19 protein-coding genes are annotated in these 22,254 nt (G+C 67.9%); 9 read left to right on the top strand and 10 right to left on the bottom strand.

What is annotated here, in order from left to right; genetic code table 11:
• Positions 1-168 precede the first annotated feature (168 nt).
• Together BDO18943_RS08390 and BDO18943_RS08385 are read left to right on the top strand one after the other, a co-directional pair.
• On the top strand, positions 169-2,532 hold the full coding sequence (locus BDO18943_RS08390; RefSeq protein ID WP_175021929.1) for a UvrD-helicase domain-containing protein: 2,364 nt from the start codon (positions 169-171) through the stop codon (positions 2,530-2,532).
• On the top strand, positions 2,529-3,326 hold the full coding sequence (locus BDO18943_RS08385; protein ID WP_175021928.1) for a 5'-methylthioadenosine/adenosylhomocysteine nucleosidase: 798 nt from the start codon (positions 2,529-2,531) through the stop codon (positions 3,324-3,326). Before BDO18943_RS08390 ends, BDO18943_RS08385 begins: the two co-directional genes overlap by 4 nt.
• A gap of 77 nt (positions 3,327-3,403) precedes the next feature.
• Here the strand turns inward: BDO18943_RS08385 and BDO18943_RS08380 are convergent, their stop codons facing one another.
• On the bottom strand, positions 3,404-4,642 hold the full coding sequence (locus tag BDO18943_RS08380; protein ID WP_175021927.1) for an MFS transporter: 1,239 nt from the start codon (positions 4,640-4,642) through the stop codon (positions 3,404-3,406).
• 408 nt (positions 4,643-5,050) lie between these two features.
• On the opposite strand from BDO18943_RS08380, the gene BDO18943_RS08375 reads away from it, so the two are divergent.
• A complete protein-coding gene (locus tag BDO18943_RS08375) occupies positions 5,051-6,724 on the top strand; it encodes a methyl-accepting chemotaxis protein (RefSeq protein ID WP_175021926.1) in 1,674 nt (557 codons plus the stop codon).
• Positions 6,725-6,745: 21 nt separating this feature from the next.
• Here BDO18943_RS08375 and BDO18943_RS08370 read toward each other — a convergent pair whose 3' ends face one another.
• Genes BDO18943_RS08370 through BDO18943_RS08355 form a run of 4 tightly spaced genes read right to left on the bottom strand, consistent with a single transcriptional unit; the run spans position 6,746 to position 11,633 of the window.
• Positions 6,746-7,621, bottom strand: coding sequence for an efflux RND transporter periplasmic adaptor subunit (locus BDO18943_RS08370; RefSeq protein ID WP_043182521.1), 876 nt, complete (start codon positions 7,619-7,621; stop codon positions 6,746-6,748).
• Positions 7,622-7,633: 12 nt separating this feature from the next.
• Positions 7,634-7,837, bottom strand: a complete 204-nt coding sequence (locus BDO18943_RS08365; RefSeq protein WP_043182522.1) for a DUF1656 domain-containing protein — start codon at positions 7,835-7,837, stop codon at positions 7,634-7,636.
• Entirely contained in the window at positions 7,834-10,041 is a 2,208-nt protein-coding gene (locus BDO18943_RS08360) for an FUSC family protein (protein WP_175021925.1), read from the bottom strand. The genes BDO18943_RS08365 and BDO18943_RS08360 overlap by 4 nt, the downstream gene beginning before the upstream one ends.
• Positions 10,042-10,055: 14 nt before the next feature.
• A complete protein-coding gene (locus BDO18943_RS08355) occupies positions 10,056-11,633 on the bottom strand; it encodes an efflux transporter outer membrane subunit (protein ID WP_175021924.1) in 1,578 nt (525 codons plus the stop codon).
• A 157-nt stretch (positions 11,634-11,790) separates the two neighbouring features.
• Here BDO18943_RS08355 and BDO18943_RS08350 point away from each other — a divergent pair, with 157 nt between their 5' ends.
• Together BDO18943_RS08350 and BDO18943_RS08345 are read left to right on the top strand one after the other, a co-directional pair.
• Entirely contained in the window at positions 11,791-12,732 is a 942-nt protein-coding gene (locus BDO18943_RS08350; protein WP_175021923.1) for a LysR family transcriptional regulator, read from the top strand.
• A 117-nt stretch (positions 12,733-12,849) separates the two neighbouring features.
• Complete coding sequence (locus tag BDO18943_RS08345; RefSeq protein WP_006476208.1) at positions 12,850-13,002, top strand: hypothetical protein; 153 nt, start codon at positions 12,850-12,852, stop codon at positions 13,000-13,002.
• Between the two features lie 59 nt (positions 13,003-13,061).
• On the opposite strand, the gene BDO18943_RS08340 is transcribed toward BDO18943_RS08345, so the two are convergent.
• The 4 genes from BDO18943_RS08340 to wrbA are packed head-to-tail and all read right to left on the bottom strand — an operon-like array spanning position 13,062 to position 16,367.
• The gene (locus BDO18943_RS08340) at positions 13,062-13,892 is read right to left on the bottom strand and encodes a metallophosphoesterase (protein ID WP_175021922.1); all 831 of its coding nucleotides are present in this window, start codon (positions 13,890-13,892) and stop codon (positions 13,062-13,064) included.
• Between the two features lie 25 nt (positions 13,893-13,917).
• Positions 13,918-15,339, bottom strand: coding sequence for an FAD-binding oxidoreductase (locus tag BDO18943_RS08335; protein ID WP_175021921.1), 1,422 nt, complete (start codon positions 15,337-15,339; stop codon positions 13,918-13,920).
• An 18-nt stretch (positions 15,340-15,357) separates the two neighbouring features.
• Positions 15,358-15,750, bottom strand: coding sequence for a DUF2069 domain-containing protein (locus BDO18943_RS08330; protein WP_175021920.1), 393 nt, complete (start codon positions 15,748-15,750; stop codon positions 15,358-15,360).
• Positions 15,747-16,367: an NAD(P)H:quinone oxidoreductase gene (gene wrbA / locus BDO18943_RS08325; RefSeq protein ID WP_011351764.1), complete on the bottom strand. Its 621-nt coding sequence runs from the start codon at positions 16,365-16,367 to the stop codon at positions 15,747-15,749. Before wrbA ends, BDO18943_RS08330 begins: the two co-directional genes overlap by 4 nt.
• Positions 16,368-16,512: 145 nt before the next feature.
• Between wrbA and BDO18943_RS08320 the strand changes: the two genes are divergently transcribed.
• A complete protein-coding gene (locus BDO18943_RS08320) occupies positions 16,513-17,844 on the top strand; it encodes a YihY family inner membrane protein (protein ID WP_175021919.1) in 1,332 nt (443 codons plus the stop codon).
• A 16-nt stretch (positions 17,845-17,860) separates the two neighbouring features.
• Here the strand turns inward: BDO18943_RS08320 and BDO18943_RS08315 are convergent, their stop codons facing one another.
• Positions 17,861-18,178: an Mpo1-like protein gene (locus tag BDO18943_RS08315; RefSeq protein ID WP_043182533.1), complete on the bottom strand. Its 318-nt coding sequence runs from the start codon at positions 18,176-18,178 to the stop codon at positions 17,861-17,863.
• Positions 18,179-18,336: 158 nt separating this feature from the next.
• Between BDO18943_RS08315 and BDO18943_RS08310 the strand changes: the two genes are divergently transcribed.
• The 3 genes from BDO18943_RS08310 (at position 18,337) to aroC (ending at position 22,234) form a co-directional block, all read left to right on the top strand.
• Positions 18,337-18,792, top strand: coding sequence for a CBS domain-containing protein (locus tag BDO18943_RS08310; RefSeq protein WP_043182535.1), 456 nt, complete (start codon positions 18,337-18,339; stop codon positions 18,790-18,792).
• A gap of 139 nt (positions 18,793-18,931) precedes the next feature.
• The gene (locus BDO18943_RS08305; protein ID WP_175021918.1) at positions 18,932-20,866 is read left to right on the top strand and encodes an MFS transporter; all 1,935 of its coding nucleotides are present in this window, start codon (positions 18,932-18,934) and stop codon (positions 20,864-20,866) included.
• A 267-nt stretch (positions 20,867-21,133) separates the two neighbouring features.
• Entirely contained in the window at positions 21,134-22,234 is a 1,101-nt protein-coding gene (aroC, locus tag BDO18943_RS08300; RefSeq protein ID WP_043183141.1) for a chorismate synthase, read from the top strand.
• Positions 22,235-22,254: the final 20 nt, after the last annotated feature.

Below are 22,254 nucleotides of genomic sequence, written 5' to 3'. Positions count from 1 at the left end.
CAATTATAAATGGATGCACATCGACCAGCCATCGCCTTGCCGGTACGGGCCCGTCGCGACGCGATCGCCGCGTGCCTGTGACGGGTAATCAAACGGATCGGGAACGGCATCGCGCCGCCGACTTATAATGTCGGGTCCGCATTTTTCTCGCCCGTCCGCTGCCGCTCCATGCCCGATCTGCTCGCCAATCTGAACCCCGAACAACTCGCCGCCGTCACGTTGCCGAACGAACCGGCGCTGATCCTCGCAGGGGCGGGCAGCGGCAAGACCCGCGTGCTGATCACCCGCATCGCGTGGCTGATCCAGCAGGGCTACGCGTCGCCGCCCACCGTGCTCGCCGTCACCTTCACGAACAAGGCCGCACGCGAGATGATGGCGCGCCTGTCGGCGATGATGCCGATCGACACGCGCGGGATGTGGATCGGCACGTTCCACGGCCTGTGCAACCGGATGCTGCGCACGCACTGGCGCGACGCCGGCCTGCCGCAGACCTTCCAGATCCTGGATACCGCCGACCAGCTGTCCGCGATCAAGCGGCTGATGAAGGCGGCGAACGTCGATGACGAGAAGTATCCGCCGAAAAACGTGCAGTACTTCATCAACAACGCGAAGGAGCAGGGGCTGCGCCCCGACAAGGTCGACGCGACCGACAACTTCAACCGCAAGTTCGTCGAGCTGTACCAGGCGTACGACCAGCAGTGCCAGCGCGAGGGCGTGGTCGACTTCCCCGAGCTGCTGCTGCGCTGCTATGAACTGCTCGCGTACAACGCGCCGCTGCGCGCGCACTACCAGGCGCGCTTCAAGCACATCCTGGTCGACGAGTTCCAGGACACCAACAAGCTGCAGTACGCGTGGCTCAAGATGCTCGCGGGCGGCGAGAACGCGATTTTCGCGGTCGGCGACGACGACCAGTCGATCTACGCGTTCCGCGGCGCGAACGTCGGCAACATGCGCGACTTCGAAGACGAATTCCGCGTGCGCAACCTGATCAAGCTCGAGCAGAACTACCGGTCGCACGGCAACATCCTCGACGCGGCGAACCAGCTGATCTCGAACAACGCGCACCGCCTCGGCAAGAACCTGCGCACCGATGCGGGCCATGGCGAACCCGTGCGCGTGTACGAGGCGAGCACCGATTCGCAGGAAGCCGGCTGGATCGTCGAGGAGATCCGCTCGCTGATCAACACCGGGATGGCGCGCAGCGAAGTGGCCGTCCTGTACCGCAGCAACGCGCAGTCGCGCTCGATCGAGCACACGCTGATGTCGTCGGGCATTCCGTACCGCGTGTACGGCGGCCTGCGCTTCTTCGAACGCCAGGAAGTGAAGCACGCGCTCGCGTACCTGCGCCTGATCGACAACCCGAACGACGACACCGCATTCGTGCGCGTCGTGAACTTCCCGACCCGCGGCATCGGCGCGCGCTCGATCGAGCAGCTCGCCGACGCCGCGCGCCTGTACGGCTGCTCGATGGCCGCCGCGATTCCGTACGTGACGGGCAAGGCCGGCACGAGCCTGGGCGGGTTCGCGAACCTGGTCGCGAAGATGCGCGCCGATACGCAGCAGATGAACCTGCCCGACACCGTCGAGCACATCGTGCGCGCCAGCGGTCTCGCCGATTTCTACCAGGGCGAGCGCGAAGGCCAGGACCGTCTCGAGAACTTGCAGGAACTTGTGAACGCGGCCACCGCGTTCATCGCCGAGGAAGGCTACGGGCTCGACACGCCGGCCCGTTCGATCCCGCTGCGCGCGGGCGCGATCGCGGCGCCCGAGCTCGGCACCGCGACGGACGATCCGGCGGTCGACGTGCTCGATCCGGTATCGCCCGCCGGCCCGGCACAGAACCCCGACACGATGACGCCGCTCGCCGGCTTCCTGTCGCATGCGTCGCTGGAGGCCGGCGACAACCAGGCGCAGGCCGGGCAGGACGCCGTGCAGCTGATGACGGTGCACGCGGCGAAGGGGCTCGAATTCTCGGCCGTGTTCATCACGGGCCTCGAGGAAGGATTGTTCCCGCACGAGAACAGCGTGCTCGAATCGGATGGCCTCGAGGAAGAGCGCCGGTTGATGTACGTCGCGATCACGCGTGCGAAGGAGCGGCTCTACCTGTCGTTCGCGCAGAGCCGGATGCTGCATGGCCAGACGCGCTACAACGTGCGCTCGCGCTTCTTCGACGAGCTGCCCGAACACGTGCTCAAGTGGCTGACGCCGAAGGTCGAGGCCGGTTCGCGCTGGGGCGGTCGGTCGGACAACGCCGGATACGGGCGCGACTGGTTCGCGCGGCCGGGCGGCGGCAGCCGCGAGCAGATCGTCGACCCGGCCGTGTCCGCGCCGCTGCCCGCGTTCGCGGACAAGCAGCGCGCGGCCGATGCCGGCTTCCGGGTCGGCCAGCAGGTGTTCCATACCAAGTTCGGCGAAGGCACGGTCACCAAGCTCGAAGGCAACGGCGCCGATGCGAAGGCGCAGGTGAAATTCAAGCGGCACGGCGAGAAGTGGCTCGCGCTCGCGGTCGCGAAACTGCAGGCGGTGGAATGATGGGCATCGACATGGTTGTGACGCCTGCGGCCCGTCCGCTCGGCATTCTTGCCGCGCTGCCCGAGGAACTCGGCGACCTGATCGCCGCGATGCGTGCCGAAGGCGCGATGCAGACGGTCACGCTCGGCCGCCGCGATTATCACGTCGGCACCGTGCACGGCGCGGCCTGCGTCGTGACGCTCGCACGGGTCGGCAAGGTCGCGGCCGCCGCGACGGTCAGCGCGCTGATCCACGTGTTCGGCGTGTCTGGCGTCGTGTTCACCGGCGTGGCAGGCGGCGTGTCGCGCACGGTGCGCGTTGGCGACGTCGTCGTGGCCGATACGCTGCTGCAGCATGATCTCGACGCTTCGCCGCTCTTCCCGCGCTACGAGGTGCCGCTGCTCGGCATCACGCGTTTCGCGACCGACGCGGTGCTGACCGCACGCTTGCGGGCCGCGTGCACGCAATTCGTCGCGGAAGAGGGCGCGCAGTTCGCCGCGCGCTTCGGCCTGGCCGGTGCGACGCTGCACGCGGGGCTCATCATCAGCGGCGACCGCTTCGTGTCGAGCGAGCGCGAGGTCGTCGCGCTGCGTGACGCGCTGCCGGATGCGCTCGCGGTCGAAATGGAAGGGGCCGCGATCGCGCAGGTGTGCGCAGAGCACGACGTGCCGTTCGCACTCGTGCGCACGATCTCCGATACGGCCGACGATCACGCGACGCAGTCGTTCTCGCACTTCCTGTCGGCGATCGCGAGCAGCTATTCGTCCGGCATCCTCAAGCGTTTCCTGACGCTGCATGCGACGACGGCGGCCTGAAGCCGCCGCCGTTCTCTTCATTCCTTCATTCGAGCCGTTCGACCGGCCGCCGCGTGTACGCGGTGGCCGGTCGTTCGTCACGCCTTCTTGCGCCGGCTGCTTTCGAGGTTCGGCAGGAAGATCGTCAGCACGCCGATCAGCGGCAGGAACGAGCACACCTTGTAGACGAACGTGATGTTCGTTGCGTCGGCGAGCTGGCCGAGCACGGCCGCGCCGACCCCGCCGAGGCCGAACGCGAAGCCGAAGAACAGCCCCGCGACCATCCCGACCTTGCCGGGCATCAGCTCCGTCGCGTAGACGAGGATCGCGGCGAACGCCGACGCCAGCACGATGCCGATGATCACGGTCAACACGGTCGTCCAGAACAGGTTCGCGTACGGCAGCAGCAGCGTGAACGGCGCGACGCCGAGGATCGATACCCAGATCACGTACTTGCGGCCGATCCGGTCGCCCACCGGCCCGCCGATCAGCGTGCCGGCCGCCACGGCTGCGAGGAACACGAACAGGTGGATCTGCGCGGCCTGCACCGACAGGTGGAACTTGTCGATCAGGTAGAACGTGAAATAGCTGTTGATGCTCGCGAGGTAGAAGTACTTCGAGAACACCAGCAGCACCAGCACGCCGATCGCGCCGAGTACGCGGCCGCGCGACAGCGTCGGGTGGCCGGCCGCCGCGGCCTTCTTCTTCATCGACGGATGCTTCTTGTACCAGTGGCCGATCTGCGTGAGCACGATCATCGCGACAAGCGCGGCCGCCGAGAACCACGCGATGCTGTGCTGGCCGTGCGGAATGATCACGAGCGCGGCGAGCAGCGGCCCAAGCGCGGAACCCGCATTGCCGCCGACCTGGAACACCGACTGCGCGAGCCCGTGCTGGCCGCCCGACGCCATCCGCGCGACCCGCGACGATTCCGGATGGAACACCGACGAGCCGCAGCCGACGAGCGCCGCGGCCACCAGCAGCATCGGGAAATTCGACGCGGTCGACATCAGCAGCAGCCCCGCGAGCGTGAAGCCCATCCCGACCGGCAGCGAATACGGTTTCGGCCGCTTGTCGGTATAGAGGCCGACGAGCGGTTGCAGCAGCGATGCGGTGATCTGGTAGGTGAGCGTGATCAGGCCGATCTGCGCGAACGACAGCGCGAACTGGCTCTTGAGCATCGGATAGATCGCCAGGATCAACGACTGGATCATGTCGTTGAGCATGTGCGAGAAGCTGATCGCGCCGAGCACCGGGTAGACGGTGCGGGCGACGGGTGGCGCGGACGGTTGGGTGGCGGCTGCGCCGGCGGAGCCGGTGTCGAGGCTGGTTTCCATGTGAGAGCTGAACGAGTTGAGGTGGCGGGCGCGCTCTGCTGGGGATCGGCGCGTCTTGAATCGTTGCTGCGTCAAAGAAGTGTAATGTGGCGTATTGGGAATGTCAGGACAAGTTTTGTCGTGAATCGGACATTCATCCGACGGATCGGCCGATGCCGGTTTTTTTGACCGGGTATAACGCTGGCGGCGCGCCCGCCTGTCGGCAGGGGCGCGCGCCCTGGGCCGGTGCGTGGTTTACCGGACTCAAGAAACGGTGATGGCGGCCGTAGAACGACCCAATGACAACAGGCGCGCCGCGTCCGGCACCGGCTATCCGCCGTGCGGGCGCAGGACGCGCGGCATGGCCAGCCATCGCGGGAACGCCGGGACCGACCTTTCCGGCCGCGTGATCAATACGGGGATAGTTCGATGAAAGCAGCATCTTTGCATCCACAGCCCGGTGCGGCCGCCGCCGCACCCGACGTTACCGCCGGTCGCACCGCCCGGCGCCTGCGCGCGGCGCGTCGCGAGCGCCGGCCGTGGACCGTCAAGGCGACGTTGCGCGCCGCATTCGCGATCCTGCTCGCCGGCACGCTGGCGATCGGCATGTTTTCGCTGTGGCAGATCAGCCGGCTGAACGCGTCGATCGCGTCGGTCTACGAGCAGGGCCACGTCGCGAGCCGCGCGGCCGAGGAGGTTCGGGCCGAAGTGCTGCGCGCGAGCCGTGCCCAGAAGATGCTGCTGACGGCGAGCACCGCGAAGGAGCGCGACGAATTGGGCGCCGAAGTCGGCGCGGGGCTCGCGTCGATCGGCCAGGCGCTCGGCACGCTGCAGCGCTACGCGGATCCGGGCGACGTCGACGATTCGGCGCGGCTGCGCGCCTTCTCGACGGCGGTCGGCACGTGGAGCACGCATCTGCGCGATTTCGTCGCGCTCGTGCGCGCGCAGCCGCTCGACCTGTCGCAGATGAACTGGCAGGTCGGCACGCAGGACGTGTCGTTGCTGGTCGAAACCGGCAAGCTCGAGAAACTCGTTGCCGAACTCGTGAAGACGCGCGGCGCGAAGTCGAAGGCCACGCTCGATGCGTCCGCCACCATTTTCTCGTCGTCGTTCGCGATGATCGCGGCGATGACGGCTGCGCTGATCGTGCTCGCGATCGTCATCGCCGAGCGCGTGGTGCGCCGTCTCGCGTCGCAGCTCGGCGGCGAGCCCGCGCATGCGAAGGCGATCGCCGCGGACATCGCGCGCGGCGACCTGACGCGACCGATCAAGCTGGGCCGGCACGACCGCGACAGCATGGTGCGTGCGCTGGCCGAGATGCAGACGGGGCTCGCGGCGACCGTCGGCGAGATCGCCGTCAGCGCCGAGGCGATCGCGGCCGCGTCGGGCGAGATCTCCACCGGCAACCTCGATCTGTCGAAGCGCACCGAGCAGCAGGCCGTCGCGCTCGAGCGCACCGCGGCCAGCATGGAGCAGCTCACGTCGACCGTACGGCAGAACGCCGAGAATGCGCGTCAGGCGAGCGCGCTCGCGGCCAATGCGTCGGCCGTCGCGGAGACGGGTGGGGAAGTCGTCGGGCGTGTGGTGGCGACGATGAGCGAGATCGACGACAGCGCGAAGAACATCCGCGACATCATCGGCACGATCGAGGGGATCGCGTTCCAGACCAACATTCTCGCGTTGAACGCGGCGGTCGAGGCGGCACGTGCCGGCGAGCAGGGGCGCGGCTTCTCGGTGGTGGCGGGCGAGGTCCGCCTGCTCGCGCAGCGCGCGGCGACCGCAGCGAAGGAAATTCGTGCGCTGATCGGCGCGTCGGTCGAGCGCGTCGCGAACGGTGCGGCGCTCGCGCACGATGCGGGCCGCACGATGGGCGACGTCGTGCGCGCGGTCAAGCGCGTGACCGACATCATCGGCGAGATTTCCGCCGCATCGGACGAGCAGAGCGCCGGGATCGACGAGATCGGCCGCGCGGTCACGCAGATGGACGCCGGCACCCAGCAGAACGCGGCACTCGTCGAGCAGGCGGCCGCCGCGGCGAACGCGCTCGACGAGCAGGCGCAGGCGTTGAAGTCGCTGGTCGGGCGTTTTCGCATCGCGGCCTGAGCGCGCCCGGCCGTTCGGGTATTACGACTTCTTCTGCTTGTCGGGATCGATGATGACCGTGCAGGTCGTGCCCGCCGACAGCACCACGTCGGCCGGGACTTCGTCGATCCTGATGCGCACCGGCACGCGCTGCGCGAGGCGCACCCAGTTGAAGGTCGGGTTCACGTCGGCGACGAGGTCGCGGCTTTGCGGGTTGTCGCGATCGTAGATGCCGCGCGAGATGCTCTCGACGTGGCCCTTCATCACGCCGCCGCTCATCAGCCGCATCTCGGCCGGCGCGCCGATCTTCACGCGCGGCAGCTTGGTTTCCTCGAAGTAGCCGTAGACCCAGAACGAGTGGCTGTCGACGATCGCGAGCTTGGCCTGGCCGGCCACCGCGTAGTTGCCCTTGAAGGTCTGCAGGTTCGTGACGTAGCCGTCGACCGGCGCGACGACGCGCGTGCGTTCGAGGTTGAGCTTCGCGGCGTCGAGCGCGGCGATTGCCTGCTGGTACTGCGCATCGGCGCTCGATGCGCTGTGCGCGGCGTTCTCGCGGTTTTCCTTCGACACGACGAGCGCGTCGAGGTCCGCGCGGCGGGCCGCGTCGTCGCGGCGCATCTGCAGTTCCGCGCGACGGGCGGCGACGGCTGCCTGCGCCTGCTCGACCGCGATCTGGTAGTGCGACGGGTCGATCTGCATGATCAGGTCGCCTTTCTTGACGAGCTGGTTGTCATGCACGGGCAGCTCGACGATCGCGCCCGACACGTCCGGCGCGACGTTGACGATCTCGGCGCGCACGCGCCCGTCGCGCGTCCATGGATCGTCCATGTAGTGCACCCACAGCGAGCGCCCGATCAGGATCGCGACGATGAGAATGACGGCGGTCGCGACGAAGCCGAAAAGTTTTCTGAGCATCATGATTGTTCTGGATCAACGATAAACGGCAAGACTCAGTCCGCCGCAAATACAGACGAGAAGGCAGGCCCGGAACAGCGACGGGTGCCAGACGAGACGGTAGAGGCCCGTGTAGGCGAGCAGGCGATCGACGGCCCACGTGGCCAGCGCGCCGATGACGAACATCAGCACCACCGTGGGCATGTAGGCATCGAGAATGGCGATTTCACGCGGCATCATGACGAGGCTCCGGGTTGGGTGCGCGCGGTCGTGGCGCGGTTTCGGTTGAGCGCATCGAGCGGCGATTCGGGATCGAGCAGCGCCGTGCGCACGAAATGCAGGTGGCTCAGGATGCGCTGCAGCCGGTGGCGTTCGTCACGCGTCGGCGTGAACGCGTCAAGCGTCTGCCGGGTCGCGTCGATCGCGTCGTTCACTGCCGCGAGCGTCGCGTCGAAGCGTGCGGCGTCGGGCTTGGTGAACAGCGACGACAGCGCGGTGCGCATCGTCTCGATCGCACGTCGCCACGGCATCGTCGGCGCAAAACGCGGGTCGGACGGCAGTGCCGCCAGCTCGTGGCGCAGGTCGATCGACGCGTTGCCGGTCTCGAGCACCGCGAACATCCAGCGCAGCGCGTCGCGCTGCACGTCGGGCTGGTCGGCCGACAGCGTGTGCGCCTGGTACATCAGGTCGCGCGCGCCGCTCTCGAAGCGCGTGCGCAGGCCGGCGAGCCGCGCATGACCGGCCGCGACGGCCTGGTGGCGCAGGTCGGCGAACAGCCGCTTCTTGAGCCACGGCGCGGTCGGCGGGAACAGCACCGCGAACGCGATCGCCGATACCAGCATCGACAGCACGAGTGCGAGCGCGTCGTTCATGAAGCTCGACGGATCGTAATGCGTGATGTTGTCCGGGCCTGCGAGGAAGCAGAAGAAGATCAGGTAGCCCATCCCGTAGCCCGCGAGCTTCGGCTTCAGCGTCATGTAGATGCCGATCGCGAGCAGCGGCGCGAGCGCCACGCACAGCAGCACGAAGCCATCGATCCGCGGATAGATGCCGAACATCAGCACGAAGCCGGTGCAGACGGCCAGCGCCGTGCCCATCCCCATCTGGGCGGACATCGCGGTCGGGCGCGGCGTCGACGACGCGAGCGCGCAGGTCGCCGCCGCCGTCAGCACCAGCGTGACGCCGTTCGGCCAGGCCGTTTCGATCCAGAACCAGCCGAGCGTGAGGATCACCACCGCGGTGCGGATGCCCGCGATCAGCGCGGCCGTCATGTTGGTGCGCGGCTCGTAGCGTTCGATCCAGCGTTCACGCTCGTGCGTCGCGCTCGACAGCGACGCGTAGGTCGCCGCGTATTCCTGCAGGTCGGTGATGAAGCGGTACAGCAGTTCGGCCGCCGTATCGAAGTCGAGCAGCGGGAAGTCCGGGCGCGTTTCGAGTTCTGCGCGCGTCGCGCGGATGCGGCGCGGCAGCGCGTCGCGCCACGCGAGCAGCTGCTCGGCCGCGTGCGCGGCGTCGACCGACGTGCGCACGGGTTCGCCGTTGCGCGTGAGCAGCGGCGCGATTTCACGGAAATACGGTTCGATCGCGTCGATCGCGGCTTGCGCGCCGGCCGCGTGCAGCCGGTTCATCAGCTGATGCAGCGCGTGGAAGCGGCTCGACGCGCTCATGAACTCGCTGTTCAGCCGCGCGAGCCGGCCGCTGCGCATGCGCGTGCCGGGATCCTCGAACACCGCCATGCTGCGCGCGGCCTCGAAGCCCACCACGTCGGCGACGAAGCGCGTATGAATGGTCTCGATGTGCGCGCGGTCGAGCTGGCCCGACAGCGCCGACGCGACATAGTCGACGAAGCTGCCGAAGCGCTTGCGGACCGTCGTGCGCATCTGCTCGCCCGTGTACTGCGGAAACACGAGCGCGCTGACGACGCCGGCCGACACGATCCCGATGATGACCTCGGACACGCGCGTCATCGCGCTCATGAAGGCGCCGTCCGGGTGTTGCGACGCGGGCAGGCCGATCAGCGCGGTCGTATAGCCGGCGAGCAGGAAGCCGTAGCTGCGGAAGTTGCGGTTGCGTGCGGCGCCGGCCGTGCACAGCGCGATCCACAGCGCGATGGCCAGCAGGAACAGCTGCGGCTGCTGCGGGAACAGCCCGACGAACGTGAGCGTCGCGATCAGCCCGAAGATCGTGCCGGCGACGCGGTAGAAGCTCTTCGCGAGCACCGCGCCGCTTTGCGGCTGCATCACGATGAACACCGTGGTCATCGCCGTCTTCGGCGCGGGCAGGTCGAGCCGCATCGACACGCCGGTCGCGATGAACGCGGCGAGCAGCGCCTTGAACAGATAGAGCCACGCGGCGCCGTCGGTACGGGCCCAGTCGCCGAACGCGGCGGTCCAGGCCGCGAACGGGCCGCCGGCGTGCGTGGAAGCGGGGGAGGAGGCTGACATGGCGTCGCTCCGCGTTATCGTGCGGCCGGCACGCCGGACGCACCGGCGGCCGCGACCTGCGCGGGCCGGGCGGCGGCTGCCACCGGCTTCGCATTCGACGCGGCGGCAGGCCCGGCTGCGCCCGCGGCGGATTCGTCATGAGGCACATCGGTACCCGTCTCGACGCCGCCGCCGAGCGCGGCCATCAGCTGTGCGTGCGCGGCGAGGCGTTCCGCGTCGATGCGGGCGGCCGTCTCCTGCGCGCGCAGCAACTGCTGCTGCGCGACCAGCACGTTCACGTAGTCGGTCAACCCGCGACGGAAGCCTTCGCGCGACAGCTGGTAGCTGCGGTCGTTGGCGGCCACCGAGCGTGCGGCGTCCTTCTTCTGCGTATCGAGCGAACGGATCCGCACGACCTGGTCGGCGATGTCCTTGAGCGCGCCGACGATCGTCTGGTTGTAGCGCTCGACCGCCTGGTCGTAGCCGGCGTTGGCCGCACCGAGCTGCGCGCGCAGCCGGCCGCCTTCGAAGATCGGCAGCGACAGCGCGGGGCCGGCCGTCCAGCCGCCGTTCATCGCGCGCAGGAAGTCGGTGAACGGCGCGGTCACGCCGAAGCCGCCGACCGTCGCGAGCAGGTCGATGTTCGGGTAGAACGACGCCTTCGCGACGTCGATGCCGCGCGCCTGCGCGTCGACCGTCCAGCGCGCCGCGACGACGTCGGGACGGCGGCCGAGCAGGTCGGCCGGCATCGCCGACGGCAGGCCGGCCGGTGCGTCGAGCGCCAGCTGCGGCCGCTTGATCGTGTCGCCGGCGCCCGGGCCCTTGCCGGCCAGCGCGGCGAGCTGGTGCCGCGCGAGCTGGATCGCTTCCTCGTAGCTGTCGATCTGGCGCTCATAGTCGGGCAGCGTCGACTCAGCCTGGCTCACTTCGAGCTGCGTGCCGAGGCCGGCCTGCAGCCGCTTGCGTGCGAGATCGGCGAGCGAGCGCTGGCGTTCGAACGTTTCGTGCGCGAGGTCGAGCAGTGCGTAGTTCATCGACATCTGCACGTATGCACGCACGACGTTGACTTCGAGCTCGAGCTTTGCCGCACGGGCATCGGCGGCGGTCGCGTGAGCGGTGTCGAGCGCGCGCTCGGTCGCGTTCTTGTCCTTGCCCCACAGATCGAGGTGGTACGACAGGCCGAGCGTGCCGGTGTTGTTCCAGGTATCGGCGTTCGCGAGCGGGCCGGGGCCGTAGTACACGTTGTCCGGCCAGTGCTCGCGCATCAGCGACAGGTTGCCGTTGATCTGCGGCAATTCGGCCGAGCGTGCCACGCGTGCCATTGCCTGCGCTTCGCGCACCCGGGCCTCGGCGGCCGCGAGCGTCGGGTTGCCGGCCTGGGCATTGGCGATCCAGGCGTCGAGTTGCGGATCGCGGTAGGCGCGCCACCAGTCGGCCGCGGGCCAGCCCGCGTCACGGTCGGCCGCGCGGATCGCGGCGCCGGCATCGAGCGCGTTCGCCTCGATGCGGGCCGACTGCGGCTTGTTGTCGCCCATGCTCGCGCATCCGGCCATTATTAATGAGACTGCAAGAACCGCCAGTGCGAGCGTCCCTTTTTTTGCCGGAGACTGCACGATTTTCTCCCTTTCGGATATAGATGAGTCGGATGCGATTATATTTTTCAGCGATTCCTGAATAAATGGACAAGGGTGCAAGTCATTTTTACGAATCCTGAGACAATACTTGTTCGCCTCTGTGCAACAATCCGTCCGGATTCAAACGGGTAATGGGATGGATACGTTACAAAACATGCGGGTGTTCGTCCGCGTGGTCGATGCGGGAAGCTTTACCGCAGCGGCCCAGCAGATGAATTCGACCACTGCCTACGCGTCGCGCGCGGTCTCGGATCTCGAGGCGCACCTGCGCACGCGCCTCCTGAACCGCACGACGCGCCGGATCGCGCTGACCGAAGCCGGCGAGCGCTATCTGCAGCGCTGCGAGCAGATCCTCGCGTACGTCGACCAGGCCGAAGCCGAGGCGGGCGACGCGCATGCGCGCCCGTCGGGCAAGCTGAAGGTTCATTGCTTCACGAGCCTCGGCCAGCACTACCTGGTGCCGGCCATCGCGCGCTATCGCGAGCGCTACCCGGACGTGCACGTCGAGCTGACACTCGCGCAGCGGATGCCAGACCTGCTCGACGAGGGGTATGACGTCGCGATCGTCGTTGGCCGCGACCTGCCGGATTCGGGGCTCGTGTCGCAGCGGCTCGGCGAGAGCCACAGCGTGGTGTGCGCGTCGCGCAGCTATGTCGATGCGCATGGCGTGCCGCAGCGGCCCGCGGATCTCGCCCAGCACATCTGCCTCGGGATGGCCGCGCCGGGCTTTCAGTTCGACGAATGGGCGCTGTCGGGGCCGAACGGCGACGAGGTCGTCCCGATCGCGGCGCCGCCGTTTCGCGTGAACGTCGCCGAGGCGCTCGCGGTGGCCGTGCGGGAAGGGATGGGGATCGGCGGCCTGCCGCTCTATTCGGCGATCGGCTGGTTGCGCAGCGGGCACATCGTGCGCGTGATGCCCGAATACCGGTCGCACGTGATGAACATCTACGCGCTGTATCCGTCGCGCCAGTACCTCGACGCGAAAATTCGCACCTGGGTCGATTTCCTGCGCGACGAACTGCCGGCCACGCTCGCCGCCGACGAAGCCGCGCTCGAGCAGTACACGCGTGCGACATGACGGCGCGGTTGACCGCAATCTGACGAGATTTGTCCTTCACGCAACATTTTTTTACGAACGCGTGTCAGACAGTTTGATATTGTGGGAATTAACGAGATACGCAACCCCGGAGCAGCAATGGATACGCACCTGATGATCGGCCTTGGAGTCCTGCTGGGCGCGGCCGCGGCCGCCGCGGCGACTCGCGACCTGCTGCGCGCGATGAAGGCGAAGGCGCAGATGAAGCCGGTGCCGGTGCGAGTGCGCGAGCCGCGTCGCCCGGGCCGCTGACCCGCGGTCACGCTCCGGGTCGAAACAAGGCCGCGCAATGCGGCCGGGCGGGCCGGCGTTCAGCCGAGCTCGACGACCTTGTCCCACGCGAACGCGGTATTTTCCAGTTCGCCGGTGCGCCGGTGGATGTAGCCGCGCGGATTGCACACCACGCGTGTGCCACCGTCCGCCACATAATCGAATGACGTATGCGTGTGGCCGTGGAGCCACAGATCCACCGGCGGCCGCACGAGTTCCGCCATATCCGTGACGAATCCCGCCGACGCCAGATCTTCCGCATAGCGCTCTGCCAGCGAGCGCCGGTGCGGCGCATGGTGGGTGACGACGATCGTTTGGCCCGCGAACGGCGTCGCGAGCTGCGCTTCCAGCCAAGCACGGCTGCGTCGATGCAGCGCGATTGCGTCGGCCGGCGAGAAATCCCGTTCCGGCGTGCCCGGCGCCGCATGCAGCGCCGCGTCATGCGGCCAGGTCACCTGGATCAAGCCCTTGAAATCGAGCATCACGCGCAGCCCGGCCTCGATCGAGCCGGCAAGGCTGGCTTCGTCGGCGCCGAACAGCGAAAAATCGGCCCAGAGCGTCGTGCCGAGCACGCGGAAACGCTGCCCGGGATCGACGTAGACGTCGTTGTTCAGGTAATGCACGTTGTCGAGCGCCTGCGCCGCGTCGCGCATCGCCGTCTCCAGCGCGCCGAATTCCCCGTCGTAATACTCGTGGTTGCCCGGCACGTAGACCACCGGCACGGCCGGGTCGAACGTTTCGGCGGCCCAGCGCAGGCCTTCCGCGTGATTGTGGATGTCGCCGGCCAGCACGACGAGATCCGCATCGGCATGCGGGATCGCGTCGGGCAGGTTGCTTTCGAGATGCAGGTCGGACAGGACGCGGATTTTCACGGGCTTGGCTCCGGGGTGGGCGGCTTCAGCGCAGGACCTTGCCGGGATTCATCAGGCCGCGCGGGTCGAGCGCGGTCTTCAGCGTACGCATCAGCGTCGTTTCGACCGGCGACTTGTAACGCTGCGCGTCGTCGATCTTCAACTGGCCGATCCCGTGCTCCGCGCTGATCGTGCCGCGGTGGCGGTGCACGTTGTCGTAGACGATCCGGTTGATCGGCGCCTGGAACGCGGCCAGGAACGCTTTCGGATCGCCGCCTTCGGGCATCTGCACGTTGTAGTGGAGGTTGCCGTCGCCGAGGTGGCCGAACGTCACCATTCGCGCGCCCGGCGCGGCCTGCTGGATCGCCGCGTCGGTCTCGTCGATGAAGCGTGCGATCGACGAAATCGGCACCGCGATGTCGTGCTTGATGTTGAGCCCCTCGTCGGCCTGCGCGAGCGGGATGTGCTCGCGCAGGTCCCAGAACGCGCGCGACTGCGCAAGATTCTCCGCGACCACCGCGTCGACCACGAGCCCGGCCTCGAACGCTTCTTCCATCAGCTTCTCGAACAGCGCGCGCGCATGCGATTCGCTTTCGTTGTCGGACAGTTCCAGCAGCACCGTCTGCGCATGCGTCTGCGCGAACGGGTAGCGTAGTTGCGGGTAGTGCTTGCCGACGAGCTGCATGCAGAAGTCCGACATCAGCTCGAAACCGGTCAGCAGCGGCCCGGCGGCGCGCTGCGCGAGCGCGAGGAAGTCGAGCGCCGCGTGCGGCGATTCGAGCGCGGCGAGGGCCGTGACCTGCGCGGCCGGCAATGGGTGCAGCTTCATCACGGCCGCCGTGATGATGCCGAGCGTGCCTTCCGCGCCGATGAACAGGTCGCGCAGGTCGTAGCCGGTGTTGTCCTTGCGCAGTCCGCGCAGTCCATCCCAGATCTCGCCCTGCGGCGTCACGACTTCGAGCCCGAGACACAGCTCGCGCGCGTTGCCGTAGCGCAGCACCGCGGTGCCGCCCGCATTGGTCGACAGGTTGCCGCCGATCGTGCAGCTGCCTTCCGCCGCGAGGCTCAGTGCGAACAGCCGGCCGCCTTCGCGGGCGTGCGCCTGCACGTCGGCGAGGATTACGCCGGCTTCGACGGTGATCGTGTTGTTGTGCGGATCGAGTTCGCGCACGCGGTTCAGCCGCGCGACGCTCAGGACGGCCTGGCTGCCGCTCGCGTCGGGCGTGGCGCCGCCGGCGAGGCCGGTGTTGCCGCCTTGCGGCACGAGCGCGATGCCGTGTGCGTTGGCCAGCTTGACGAGCGCGGCGACTTCGGCCGTGTTCGCGGGCTTCAGCACCGCGCACGCGGCCCCCTTGTAACGGCGGCGCCAGTCGGTCAGGAACGGTTCGGTATCGTGCGGGTCGGTCAGCACATGATCGGCGCCGATCGCATCGCGGCACGCGGAAACGAAAGCTTCGGAGGACATCATCACCTTGTCGCGTAAGGGTCAGGGCGCGGCGCGCGATTTTTTCGCCGCGCGCTTGAACGGCGCGACGTACGCCAGCGCCGCCACGAAGAAGCCGACGGCGAGCGCGGTCTCGCACCAGCCGAGCGTCGCGGATAGCCCGCGATCGGACATGCCGCGCACGACGCCTTCGGCGAAATAGGCGAGTATCAGCATGCTCGCCCACTGCATCGTATAGATGTTACGCCGCCAGACGCCGGGCAGCGCGAGCGCGAGCGGGACCGCCTTGAGCATCAGCGCGGAGCCGCCCGGACGCAGCGGCGCGAGCCACAGCTCCCACGCGAGCGACAGTGCGATCAGCGCGACGAGGCACGCGGTGGCGATCAGCGCGTAGCGCGGCCGGGCCGCGACGGCGGGGCGGGCGGGGGCGTTCATGCGGCCTCGGCGGCCTGGGCGCTGGAGAGGGCGGCCGCTGCGCGTGCGAGCCGCACGCCGAGCGCGGCCGCGAGCGCCTTTTCGTCCGCCGACAGCCCGGCGGCTGCCGAGCGGTCGTGCTGCGCGACGTGCGACGCGCCGTACGGCGTGCCGCCGGTGCGCGTCGTGGTGAGCGCGGATTCCGTGTACGGAATCCCGACGATCATCATCCCGTGATGGAGCAGCGGCAGCATCATCGACAGCAACGTCGATTCCTGGCCGCCGTGCAGGCTGCCCGTCGACGTGAACACGCTGGCCGGCTTGCCGGTCAGCGCGCCCGACAGCCATTGCGGTGTGGTGCCGTCGAGGAAATACTTGAGCGAGGCGGCCATGTTGCCGAAGCGGGTCGGCGAGCCGAGCGCGAGGCCCGCGCATTCCTCGAGATCCCGTAGTTCCGCGTACGGCGGGCCATCGGCGGGGATGTCGGGAGCGGTGGCTTCGCAAACGGCCGACACGGGCGGCACGGTGCGGATGCGGGCCTGCATGCCCGGTACGCTGTCGATGCCGTTCGCGATCGCGAGCGCGAGATCGCGCGTGGCGCCGTGACGGCTGTAATAGAGGACGAGGATGTCTTTCATGGGCGACGGAGCCGCGTGCGGCCGCGCGCGTGCCCGGTGCAGTCGGCCCCTGCTGGAATCGAGCGGCTATTATAGGGGCTGAAGCCGTCGCGCAGCGCGGCGGCGGCGCGCCGTCGGGCGCGCGGCATCAAGAAGGAGAAGTCGTTTGCCGAAGTTGAGCGTCGATCTCGACACCATCAAGCGCCTCGCGCAGTTCGCGGCCCGGCGCAGCGCCGAGGATCGCATCCCGCAAGTGGCGGGCAGCCTGACGTTCACGACGATGCTGGCCCTCGTGCCGCTCGTGACGGTCGCGTTCGCGCTGTTCACCGCGTTCCCGATGTTCGCGTCGTTCCAGATCTCGCTGCAAGGGTTCCTCGCGGATCACCTGATGCCCGCGCAGTTCAACATCCAGATCTTCAAGTACCTGAACCAGTTCGCATCGAAGGCGAAGGGGCTGACGACGGCCGGCCTGATCGTGCTCGTCGTCACGTCGGTGATGACGATGATGACGATCGAGTCGGCTTTCAACCTGATCTGGCGGGTGCGCAAGCCGCGACCGTTCGCGCAGCGCGTGCTCGCATACTGGGCGCTGATCACGCTCGGCCCGCTGCTGTTCGGCGTGAGTCTGTCGATCTCGTCGTACCTGTTCACGCAGTCGCTGGCATTTACCGGTGCCGCACCGTCGACGTCGATCGTCGAGTGGCTGCTCGCGCTCGTGTCGCTGCCGCTGACGGTGCTCGCGTTCACGCTGCTGTACGTGTACCTGCCGAATTGCACGGTCGCATGGCGCGACGCGGTGATCGGAGGGCTGTTCGCGGCCGTCGCGTTCGAACTCGCGAAGCGCGGCTTCGGCTACTACGTGCGGCGCATTCCGACCTATACGGCGGTCTACGGCGCGTTCGCCGCGTTGCCCGTCTTCCTGCTGTGGGTGTACCTGAGCTGGTTCATCGCGCTGCTCGGCGCGATGGTGGCCTCCGCGCTGCCGGCGATCCGCGTCGGCCAGTTCCACCGCATCCACTATCCGGGCAGCGACCTGCTCGACGCGCTGGAAATGCTCGCGCGGCTGGCCGAAGCGCGCGCGGCCGGCAAGCGCGGCTACACGGCGATGCGGATCGCGGCCATGCTGCGCTGCGACATGGAAACCGCGCAGCGCTTGCTGACGACGATGGAGGAGCGGGAATGGATTGCGCGGCTCGACGGCGGTGGCGAGACTACGCTGCGCTACATCCTGCTCGCGAATCCGGAGCAGTTGACGCTCGCGCAGCTGTTCGACGTGCTGGTGATCGACCGCACGAAACTCACTTACCAGTTGCAGCGGCGCCGCAGCCATGTCGATGGCGCGGCGCTGCTCGCGGTGCTGTCGAGCGACCGGTTCGACGTGTCGCTCGCGTCGCTGATCGCCGCCCACCGGCCCGCTGGCGCACAGCCAACGGGTGTTCCGGGGCAGGCGCCGAGCGGCGTGTCCGATCCGCATGCGCGGCCGCCGCGGCCCGCGTGAGCGGGGCGCCCGGCCATTACAGCGGGATCTTGCCGGTGCAGATGTCCTTGAACATCACCCAGTCGCCCATCAGGCTGTAGATCGGGTGCCGGAACGTGGCCGGTCGGTTCTTCTCGAAGAAGAAGTGTCCGACCCACGCGAACCCGTAGCCGCAGACGACCGCTGCCGGCAGCCACAGCCAGTCGCCGGTCGCGATCGCCATCGCGACGCAGCCGATCACGCCGAGCGAGCCGATGAAGTGCAGCCGCCGCGAGGTCAGGTTCTGGTGTTCATTCAGGTAATACGGGTAGAAATCAGCGAAGCTGGCGAATTGCTCCGAATGCGTATGCGCCATGGCCGTCTCCTCGGGCCGCTGTTCATGGGGCCATTGTGCTGCCGGCGGCCCGCTTCCGCAAGCGGGGGGCGGCCCGCCGCGCGGGCTCGCGCTTTCCTTTTGACAGGCTTTCCGATAGGATCGAAAGAGGTTTTGTATTCAAGCATGAGGGGACTACGATGCGCGTCAGCGATATTCTGAAAGTGAAGGGCAACACGCTGTTTACGGTGACGCCCGATATGCCGCTGCGCGAAGCGGTCGATACGATGGCCGAGCACGACATCGGTTCGCTCGTCGTGATGGAGTACGGCGATCTCGTCGGGATGCTGACGTTCCGCGAGATCATCCTGCGCCTGCATGTGAACGGCGGCGCGATCGGCGACGTGCAGGTGCGCAAGGTGATGGACGAGCCGCTCACGTGTACGCCGGAAACGGACGTCAACGAAGTGCGCCGGATGATGCTCGAGCGCCACGCGCGCTACATGCCGGTGCTCGACAAGAAGGTGCTGATGGGCGTCATTTCGTTCTACGACGTCGCGAAGACGGTCGTCGAGGCGCAGAGCTTCGAGAACCGGATGCTGAAGGCGTACATCCGCGACTGGCCGGAATCGGAAGCCGAAGCGCACAAATCGTGAATCACGCCGCGCCCGTCGCCGTCATGCGCGGGCGCCGCCACCCGGCACGCGGCGGCGCAGGCTTGTCCTGCGCCGCCGTTTTTTCAACGACCACACAAGGCCCGCGCAGCGTCGCCCAGATGGCGCGCGCGTATTCCGCATGAGCGATCAAACGCAAGCCACTTCCCGGCAGCGTGACGACCAGCACGCCCACGCGTCGCAGTTCGACCTGCTGCGCGAGCGCCGTTTCGCGCCGTTCTTCACGACCCAGTTCCTCGGCGCGCTGAACGACAACGTCTTCAAGATCGGCTTCACGTCGCTCGTCACCTATCACACCGCGCGATTCTCCGGCGTTGATGCGAAGACGGCCGCCTTCCTGATTTCCGCGATCTTCATCCTGCCGTTCGTGCTGTTCTCGGCGACGTCCGGCCAGATCGCCGACAAGTACGACAAGGCGACCCTCACGCGCTTCGTGAAGACCTTCGAGATCGTGCTGATGCTGGTCGGCGCGGCCGGCTTCGTCACGCACAGCGCGACGCTGCTGTACCTGTGCACGTTCATGATGGGCATGCACTCGACGCTGTTCGGGCCCGTCAAGTATTCGTACCTGCCGCAACATCTCGGCGAACATGAGCTGGTCGGCGGCAACGGCCTCGTCGAGATGGGCACGTTCATCGCGATCCTGATCGGCACGATCATCGGTGGCGCGGCGGCGGGCATCGAAGGCAGCGGCGAGCGCGTGCTCGCGGCGAGCGTCGTCGTCATCGCGCTCGCGGGGCGGCTCGTCGCGCAGCGCGTGCCGTCCACGCCGGCGCCGCAGCCCGATCTCGTGATCAACTGGAATCCGGTCAGCGAGACCTGGCGCAACCTCGGCCTCGCGCGCCAGAACCGCACCGTATTCCTGAGCCTGCTCGGCATCTCGTGGTTGTGGTTCGTCGGCGCGACGTTCCTCACGTCGTTCTTCAATTTCGCGAAGGACGTGCTGTCCGCGAGCCCCGACGTCGTCACGATCCTGCTCGCGACGTTCTCGGTCGGCATCGGCCTCGGCTCGCTGCTGTGCGAACGGTTGTCGCAGCGGCGCGTCGAGATCGGCCTCGTGCCGCTCGGCTCGATCGGCATCAGCGTGTTCGCGATCGAGCTGTATTTCGCGAGCCACGCGCTGCCGTCGCCCGGGCACCTGCTGTCGGTCGGCGAGTTCCTGGCGGGCGCGCGCCACTGGCGTATCCTCGCCGACCTGTTCCTGCTCGCGATGTTCGGCGGCTTCTACAGCGTGCCGCTGTACGCGTTGATCCAGAGCCGCAGCGCACCCACGCACCGTGCGCGGATCATCGCCGCAAACAACATCCTGAACGCGCTGTTCATGATCCTGTCGGCCGTGATGGCGATGGGGCTGACCAAGGCCGGCGTCGACATCCCGGGGCTGTTCCTCGTCACGGCGCTGCTGAACGTCATCGTCGCCGCGTATATCTATCTGCTCGTGCCCGAGTTCCTGCTGCGCTTCGTTGCGTGGGTGCTCGTGCACACCTTCTACCGGATTCGCCTCGTGCATGCCGAGCGGATTCCGGCGGAAGGGGCGGCCGTGCTCGTGTGCAACCACGTCAGCTACGTCGATGCGCTCGTGCTGGCCGCCGCGAGCCCGCGCCCGATCCGTTTCGTGATGGATCACCGGATCTTCAAGACGCGCTTCGCGAGCTGGGTGTTCCGGCATGCGAAGGCGATCCCGATCGCGCCGCGTCACGAAGATCCCGCGATGCTCGCGCGCGCGTACGACGCCTGCGAGGCTGCGCTGAAGGAAGGCGAACTCGTGTGCATCTTCCCCGAAGGCAAGCTCACGAAGACGGGCGACATCAACACGTTCCACCACGGCATCACGGAGATCCTGAGCCGCACGCCGGCGCCCGTGATTCCGATGGCGCTGCGCGGGCTGTGGGGCAGCTATTTTTCGCGGCATTCCGATGCGCGGATGCCGCGCCCGATCAAGCGCGGCGTGATGAGCCGGCTGACGCTGGCGGTCGGCGAGCCGATCCCGGCGTCGGTCGCGACGCCCGAGTCGCTGCAGGCCGCGGTCACCGAACTACGCGGTGCGCGGAAGTAGGCGGGTGGGGCGGGCCCGGCAGGATCGTGCCGGGTCGCGCCGCCGCGTGCGAACGGCCCGTTCGAACGGAACGGCGCGGATCGCCGACCGTCGCGCCGGGCCGTTTCCGTGGCCGGCCCGTGTGGTCTGAACGGTTCACACGACCCGCGGGCCCGGGACGGCTGGCATAATAGCGGTTTACCTCTTTTTCTCGACCGGCGAACGATCGGCCTGCCTGCAGCCCTGGCAGCGCATCGGTTTGCGCATTTCTCATTGGGCGGTTCCATCATGTCCGGCAATACCCTCGGCACGCTTTTCACTGTCACGACCTTCGGCGAATCGCACGGTCCCGCGATCGGTTGCGTGATCGACGGCTGCCCGCCGGGAATGGGGCTGACTGAAGCCGACATCCAGGTCGAACTCGATCGCCGCAAGCCCGGCACGTCGCGTCATGTGACGCAACGGCAGGAGGCCGACGAGGTCGAGATCCTGTCGGGCGTGTTTGAAGGCGTGACGACCGGTACGCCGATCGCGCTGTTGATCCGCAACACCGACCAGCGCAGCAAGGACTACGGCAACATCGTCGAGACGTTCCGTCCCGGCCACGCCGACTACACCTATTGGCAGAAATACGGCATCCGCGACTACCGTGGCGGCGGCCGTTCGTCCGCGCGCCTGACCGCGCCGATCGTCGGCGCCGGTGCGGTCGCGAAGAAGTGGCTGCGCGAGCGCTTCGGCGTCGAGGTGCGCGGCTACATGAGCGGCCTCGGCGAGATCGACGTGCCGTTCGTCGACTGGTCGCACGTGCACGAAAATCCGTTCTTCTCGCCGAATGCGGCGGTCGTGCCTGAGCTCGAGGCGTACATGGATGCATTGCGCAAGGACGGCGATTCGATCGGCGCGCGCATCGACGTCGTCGCGTCGGGCGTGCCGGTCGGTTGGGGCGAGCCGGTGTTCGACCGTCTCGATGCGGACATCGCCAAGGCGATGATGAGCATCAACGCGGTGAAGGGCGTCGAGATCGGCGCGGGTTTCGACAGCGTCGCGCAGCGCGGCTCGGTGCATGGCGACGAGCTGACGCCGGGCGGTTTCGTCGGCAACCATGCGGGTGGCGTGCTCGGCGGGATTTCGACGGGGCAGGACATCACCGTGTCGATTGCGATCAAGCCGACGTCGAGCATCCGCACGCCGCGCCGTTCGATCACGAAGGCGGGCGATGAGGCGACGGTGGAAACGTTCGGGCGCCACGACCCGTGCGTCGGCATTCGTGCGACGCCGATCGCCGAGTCGATGCTCGCGCTGGTGCTGATCGATCATGCGCTGCGCCATCGCGCGCAGTGCGGGGACGTCGAGACGCCGACGCCGAAGATCGCGGGCAGCGCGACCTGACACAAGCGGGCGTGGCGCAG

This window comes from Burkholderia aenigmatica (assembly GCF_902499175.1).
Taxonomy (GTDB): domain Bacteria; phylum Pseudomonadota; class Gammaproteobacteria; order Burkholderiales; family Burkholderiaceae; genus Burkholderia; species Burkholderia aenigmatica.
This window is presented reverse-complemented; position numbering and strand designations above follow the sequence as displayed.